Annotated in this window: 5 protein-coding genes; 3 read left to right on the top strand and 2 right to left on the bottom strand. The window is 62.9% G+C overall.

The window, feature by feature from the left end:
* Window positions 1–156: 156 nt before the first annotated feature.
* The 3 genes from C6P64_RS16810 to C6P64_RS16820 all read left to right on the top strand — a co-directional run bounded on the left by C6P64_RS16810 (window position 157) and on the right by C6P64_RS16820 (window position 3,715).
* On the top strand, window positions 157–1,917 hold the full coding sequence (locus C6P64_RS16810) for a tyrosine-type recombinase/integrase (RefSeq protein WP_105749691.1): 1,761 nt from the start codon (window positions 157–159) through the stop codon (window positions 1,915–1,917).
* A 96-nt stretch (window positions 1,918–2,013) separates the two neighbouring features.
* Window positions 2,014–2,355 carry a helix-turn-helix domain-containing protein gene (locus tag C6P64_RS16815; RefSeq protein ID WP_105749692.1) on the top strand — a complete coding sequence of 114 codons (342 nt, stop codon included), beginning with the start codon at window positions 2,014–2,016 and terminating at the stop codon, window positions 2,353–2,355.
* 13 nt (window positions 2,356–2,368) lie between these two features.
* Window positions 2,369–3,715: a type II toxin-antitoxin system HipA family toxin gene (locus C6P64_RS16820; protein ID WP_105749693.1), complete on the top strand. Its 1,347-nt coding sequence runs from the start codon at window positions 2,369–2,371 to the stop codon at window positions 3,713–3,715.
* A 272-nt stretch (window positions 3,716–3,987) separates the two neighbouring features.
* Here C6P64_RS16820 and C6P64_RS16825 read toward each other — a convergent pair whose 3' ends face one another.
* Together C6P64_RS16825 and C6P64_RS16830 are read right to left on the bottom strand one after the other, a co-directional pair.
* The gene (locus tag C6P64_RS16825; protein WP_105749694.1) at window positions 3,988–4,686 is read right to left on the bottom strand and encodes a Rossmann-fold NAD(P)-binding domain-containing protein; all 699 of its coding nucleotides are present in this window, start codon (window positions 4,684–4,686) and stop codon (window positions 3,988–3,990) included.
* 11 nt (window positions 4,687–4,697) lie between these two features.
* Window positions 4,698–5,470 (bottom strand): helix-turn-helix transcriptional regulator (locus tag C6P64_RS16830; protein WP_146115967.1); only part of this gene is annotated, 773 nt, incomplete at its 5' end.

Here is a 5,470-nt window from a genome sequence, read left to right on the forward strand (position 1 = left end):
GTTTTTCAACGGCCTGTTAGTTGCGTGAGCGGCGGCCAAGTGCCGCTGGTTTTTTCCCTCTATAACTAAAGATAATCTTTACTTATCTTTAGTTAAAATTTCAACGACAAAACCAAGCCACGCGTCAAGAGCCACCCCCAGCCCCACCAAACCCCCATGGCCACAAGCCCTTACGCCAGCCGCTACACCCGCCGCCTCGGGCCGCACCACTTCGCCTACCTGCGCGCCATCGCCGAAGGGCTGGAGCGCACCGACTGCGCCCGCCGCTACCTGGGCATCGAACATGGCCACGAGGCGATCACCGCGCACCGGCTGGTGGTCGACCAGGTGCGCGCGGCCGCCCGGCGCCGCGGCGAGCCCTCGGCGCGCCTGATCGGGCTCACCATCCGGGTGCCGGACTCGGTCCAGCCCAGCCTGGAGGACTTCATCGCCGAGCGCGGCCTGGACGACTGGAGCGAGGCCGAGGTGACCGAGCTCTACCTCGAGCTCTGTGGCGAGGCCCAGAGCCCCGACCCGAAGGCGCAGCGCAGAGAGCGGCTGCGCAAGCGCCAGATGGCACTGCTGAAGTCCCTCGAGCAGGCGGTGGCCCAGGCGCCGAGTCCGTCGGACTTCGTCGGCGGCTGGTTCGACGAGGCGCTGGCGCGCAAGCTGGACCTGGCCGGTTTTCACACGCTGGGCGAGTTGAACGCCCGGGTGAGTGCCGGCGGGGTCTGGTACAAGTCCCTGCCGGCGGTGGGCAAGGCCAAGGCGCGCCGGATCGAGGCCTTCCTGCGCACGCTGCTGCCACGCGAGGCGCAGGCGCTGCCGTTCTTCGGGCCCTTGCGCCAGGGCGGCTCGGCGCTGGTGCCGCATCAACCCCTTTTCCAGCCTCATATCGTCCCGGCCGCGAGCCTGCTGGGCGAGCTCACCATCGAGCAGACGGTCGAGGCCTGGATCGCGGCGCGGGCCAATTCCGAGGCGACGCGCAAGGTCTACGCACGCGAGGTCGGTCGCTTCCTGGTCTGGCTGCGCCACGAGCGTCCTGGCGTGTCGCCGGCCCAGCTCGGGGTGCGCGATGCAGTGGCGTTTGCCGAGCTGCTGCGCGACATTCCGATTCACTTCATCTCGCGCCGCAAGGCCGCCCCGGGCACGATCGGCTGGGCGCCGTTCCGCGGCCAGCTCACCCCGGCCAGCCGCAAGCAGGCCCTGACCGTGGTCTCGAGCTGGCTCGACTGGCTGGTCGAGGCGCGTCACATCGAGGCCAATCCGTTCCGGCTCATCTCGAGGAAGCAGGGCGACGACCGGGACATGCGCGGCGAGGTCAAGGCGATCTCCGAAGGCGCGATGCAGGCACTGCTGCGTTACTTCGAACAGGCGGAGCCGTCCCCGGCCATCCACCGCATGCGCTTCCTGCTGCGTTTCCTGGAGGCGATGGGCTTGCGCGCGAGCGAGCTGCTGGCCGCGCGCCTGGGCGACCTGGTGACGCTGCCCGAGGGACTGGCGCTCAAGGTCCATGGCAAGGGGGCCAAGAACCGGCATGTGACGCTGAACCGGCAGGCGCGCGAAGCGCTCAACGACTATCTGGCGGCGCGCGGACTCGGCGACTTCCTGAACGCCGACCCGGCCACGCCGGTGCTGGCCTCTGCGCTCGACCCGATGACGTCGATCAGCTATCCGGCGCTGTACCAGACCGTCAGGCGCTGGCTGGAGAAGGCCGTTTCGGCCAGTGCCTTGCCGCAGCACGAGAAAGCCCAGCTCTACAAGGCCTCGATCCACTGGTTGCGCCACACCTTCGGCACAAGGCTGATCGAGAAGGGGGCGGCGCCCGATGCGGTCCAGTCGTCGATGGGACATGCCTCGCCCGCTACGCTGGGTCGCTACACCCGATCCAGTGCCAAGCGACAGTTCAGCGAGGTGGCGAAGGTGTTTGGGGAATAAGGGCGCAACGGGAGACCAGTGCTTCACCAGCAAGACGCTTCACATAGAAAGATCGTAAAATCGATCTATTGATATATAAACCTCGTTTTAAGTGACATGAAGGTCAGCCAGTCCGCCATCCTTTCCAGCCGCCAGCTGGAAGATTGCGCCCAGCTCGGGCAGAAACTGGCTCGCCTGCGTCTGGCACGCAGGGTCAAGCAGACGGACGCCGCGCTGCGCGCCGGGCTTTCGCGCAACACCGTCTATCGCCTGGAGAAGGGCGACCCCGGCCTGGCATTCGGGCAGATCCTGCGCTACCTGGAGGCCATCGCGCCAGGCAGCACCCTGCTGGACCTGCTGTCCGAGAAAGACCCGGCCCTGCTCGCTCTATCCGCCCGGGAAAAGACCCAGCGCGTGCGCGACCTGTCGGCGACCGAGCTCAAAGAACTCGACTTCTGAAGGAACGACCCGCATGGCAGCCAAGGAACTCAAGCTGATGGTCTTCGCGCACCTGGGCCAGGACTGGGCGCCCTGTGGTCAGTTGCTGATGACGGAACAGGGGCCGAATGTCCTGGCTTCCAGCTTTGCGTACGGCCTGAACTACCTGCGCCGTGCCGACGCGCTCGAGGTCGACCCGGTGAGCCTGGGCATTCAGGATCGGACCGCGGTGCAGGGCAAGCGGCTGCTGCCGGCCAATGGCCTGCCACTCTTCGGCGGCATCCGGGATGCGGCACCGGACTCCTGGGGACGACGCGTCATCGAAGCCAAGCTCAAGGTTCCAGCCAACAGCCTGCCCGAGTCGCAGTACCTGCTGCATGCCGGCAGCGACCGGGTCGGTGCGCTCGACATCCGAGAGTCGATCCATGACAGCCCGACACCGGGCAACAGCGGCACCCATGCGCTGGAACATCTGATGGATGCTGCCGAGCGCATCGAGGCGGGCTTGCCGATTCCGGCGCACCTGGAAGCCATCTTCATGGACGGCACTGCGCTGGGCGGCGCACGCCCCAAGGCCTCGGTGCGCGATGAGCATGGCGTGCTGTGGCTGGCCAAGTTCTCCAGCCGCCATGACGGCTTCGACATCCCGGCGATCGAATGCGCCGCACTGCGCCTGGCGGCTGCGGCTGGACTGACTGTGCCACCAGTGGAAGTACGCACGATAGGCACACGCAAGGTCATGCTCATTCGCCGCTTTGACCGCTACTGGGCCGAACCAGGCCAGACGATGGGGTTCGAGGACGATCTGCTGGCGACACAGCCGGGGGGAGGCAAGGCCGAACACCGCATGGGCTTCGTCAGCGGTCTCACGATGGCTGGCTGTGACGAAACCGAGTCGCGCACGAAGGCGTACACCGATCTCGCGCTGGCTGTGCGCAGGCACTGCCACACGAGCGTCATCCGCGCGGATAACGCGGAGCTGTTCAAGCGCATGGTCTACAACGTTCTGGTCAGCAACGACGACGACCACCTGCGCAATCACGGCTTCCTCTGGGATCCACGCTTGGCCGGCTGGCGGCTGAGCCCGCTCTACGACGTGCTGCCGAGACCCAGCCTCGCCTCGGAACGATTCCTGCATCTGGGCATCGGTCCGCAGGGTCGCCTGGCCACGCTCGACAACGCCCTCGCGGCACACGAGATGTTCACCCTGTCACGCGCTGCGGCCTGCGAGATGATTGCCGACATCTGGCGTGTCGTGCGCGAGTGGCGGGTCTATTTCGAGGGGTTCGACGTTCCGGTGGAAGAGATCGAGAAGATCGCACCGGCGTTCCGCCATCTCGACGATGTGACGACGCTGTCGCTGCGCAAACTGTTGCCTTGATGGTGTTGCAACGGTCAGGGTGGCCAGAGGGTGGAACGACAGTCATGGGCGTGACAGAGCACACCGTGTGTGCAATGAGCGACGGAAATATACCAGCAGTTGACCACCACCGAACCAGTTGGGTCGATGACGGCTTCAGGCTGAGAGCAGTCGGAAAAAACTTTGCTGTGACCGGCAGGTATCGGCCAAAAGCGGAAATTCGCCCACCCCAACAGCGGTCGGCTGCAAAGGCTGTAGTGATTTCGGAAGCAGCCATTGCTATCTGATTGCTATTATTTCTTTGAGTTAGCTTCTACTGATGAGCAGGCAACTTCATAGATGGCGGCTGCGTTCAACACAGATACCGGCGCCCCCCTGCGTGCAATCTGGAGCATAGCCTGACCGATAACTTCGGTGGTTAGAACATGTGACGGGAACAGCTTCCGGCCAAAAGTGAGCAAGGGGCTCAGGACTTTATAGAAGATGCGATATGAGGCAGTCTTGGACACTGCGTTGTTCAAGGGCTTAATAACTGCCGGACGCAAAACATGCACATGCTTGAATGGTAGGCGTAGCAGTGCGTTCTCCGTCTTACCCCGAACCCTGGCCCACATGCTTGAACCTTGTTCGCTGCTGTCTGCCCCTGCGCCCGATACATAAACGAAACTCGCCTGCGGGCTGAAGCGGCTAAGGCGCTCAGCCACCGCCATCGTAAGACTGTATGTCAGCGCTGTGTATTTCTCCTCAGAGAGGCCCGATGCCGATACCCCGAGGCAGAAAAAGCAGGCATCCACGTTGCGCAGGTCATCATCCGTAATTTCGGATGTGTCTGTCGCAAAATTCGGACGCACCACCTGAACCAGTTTTGGATGGTCCAACAGCAATGCCGAACGACCGATGGAAACCACACGTTCAACGTCGGCCGCGAGCAGGCACTCGCGAAGAACGCCGCCACCCACCATGCCGGTAGCTCCAAAAATAAGAACTCTCATCGTAACCGACCCTACCCATTCATTGAGCGATTCGCTAGATTTGCGACTCGCCACTCCGATGGCGTTTGTTCTTCCCACTGCCTGAAGGCTCGGAAGAACGAATTCTTGTCTTCGTAGCCAAGCATGTAGGCAACTTCAATGAGCGACAAGGAAGCGTCAGACAAATACTCAAGTGCCAACTGATGTCTTGTATCACTCACAAGGGCCTGGAAACTGACACCTTCATCCGTCAGGCGCCGCTGTAGGGAGCGTTCGCTCATAGCCAGTTCTGCTGCGACCGAACGAATGTCCGGCCGACCAGCCGTCAACCGCCGGCGCAGTACCCAGCGGGCCTGCTCAGCAACAGAACCCGACATCAAATGGTGTTCAAGACGCCGGTCCAGTTCTGGCGCAATCACCTCCAACAAGTCCCTGTTGTAAGTGACGAATCGCTTGTCGAGGTCATCTCGCCGGAAACTAATACGGTCTTCCGCGGCATTAAACCTAACTTGGCAGCCGAAATATCGTTCGAGCGCGGACCTCGATGCCTCAGGACGGGCCAACTCCAGCGCGACTGGTATCAACCGTTCTGAAGTTCCTCTGCGGCCTAGCTCCACGAGCGACGCCATCGTGGCATCGACCAGGGAATATGGAATCGAATCCGGGGCGGCATGCGGCCAGCGGACAACGATGTCGACGCGGTCACCCTTTTCCGTGAGTACAACATCCTCGGGCGTGCACAGACGCTTGAACCGGGCCACCCGATTCAGCGCATCTCGGAAGTCCCTAGGGCCTGTTAACGCAA

The sequence above is a fragment of the Malikia granosa genome, assembly GCF_002980595.1.
GTDB classification, from domain to species: domain Bacteria; phylum Pseudomonadota; class Gammaproteobacteria; order Burkholderiales; family Burkholderiaceae_C; genus Malikia; species Malikia granosa.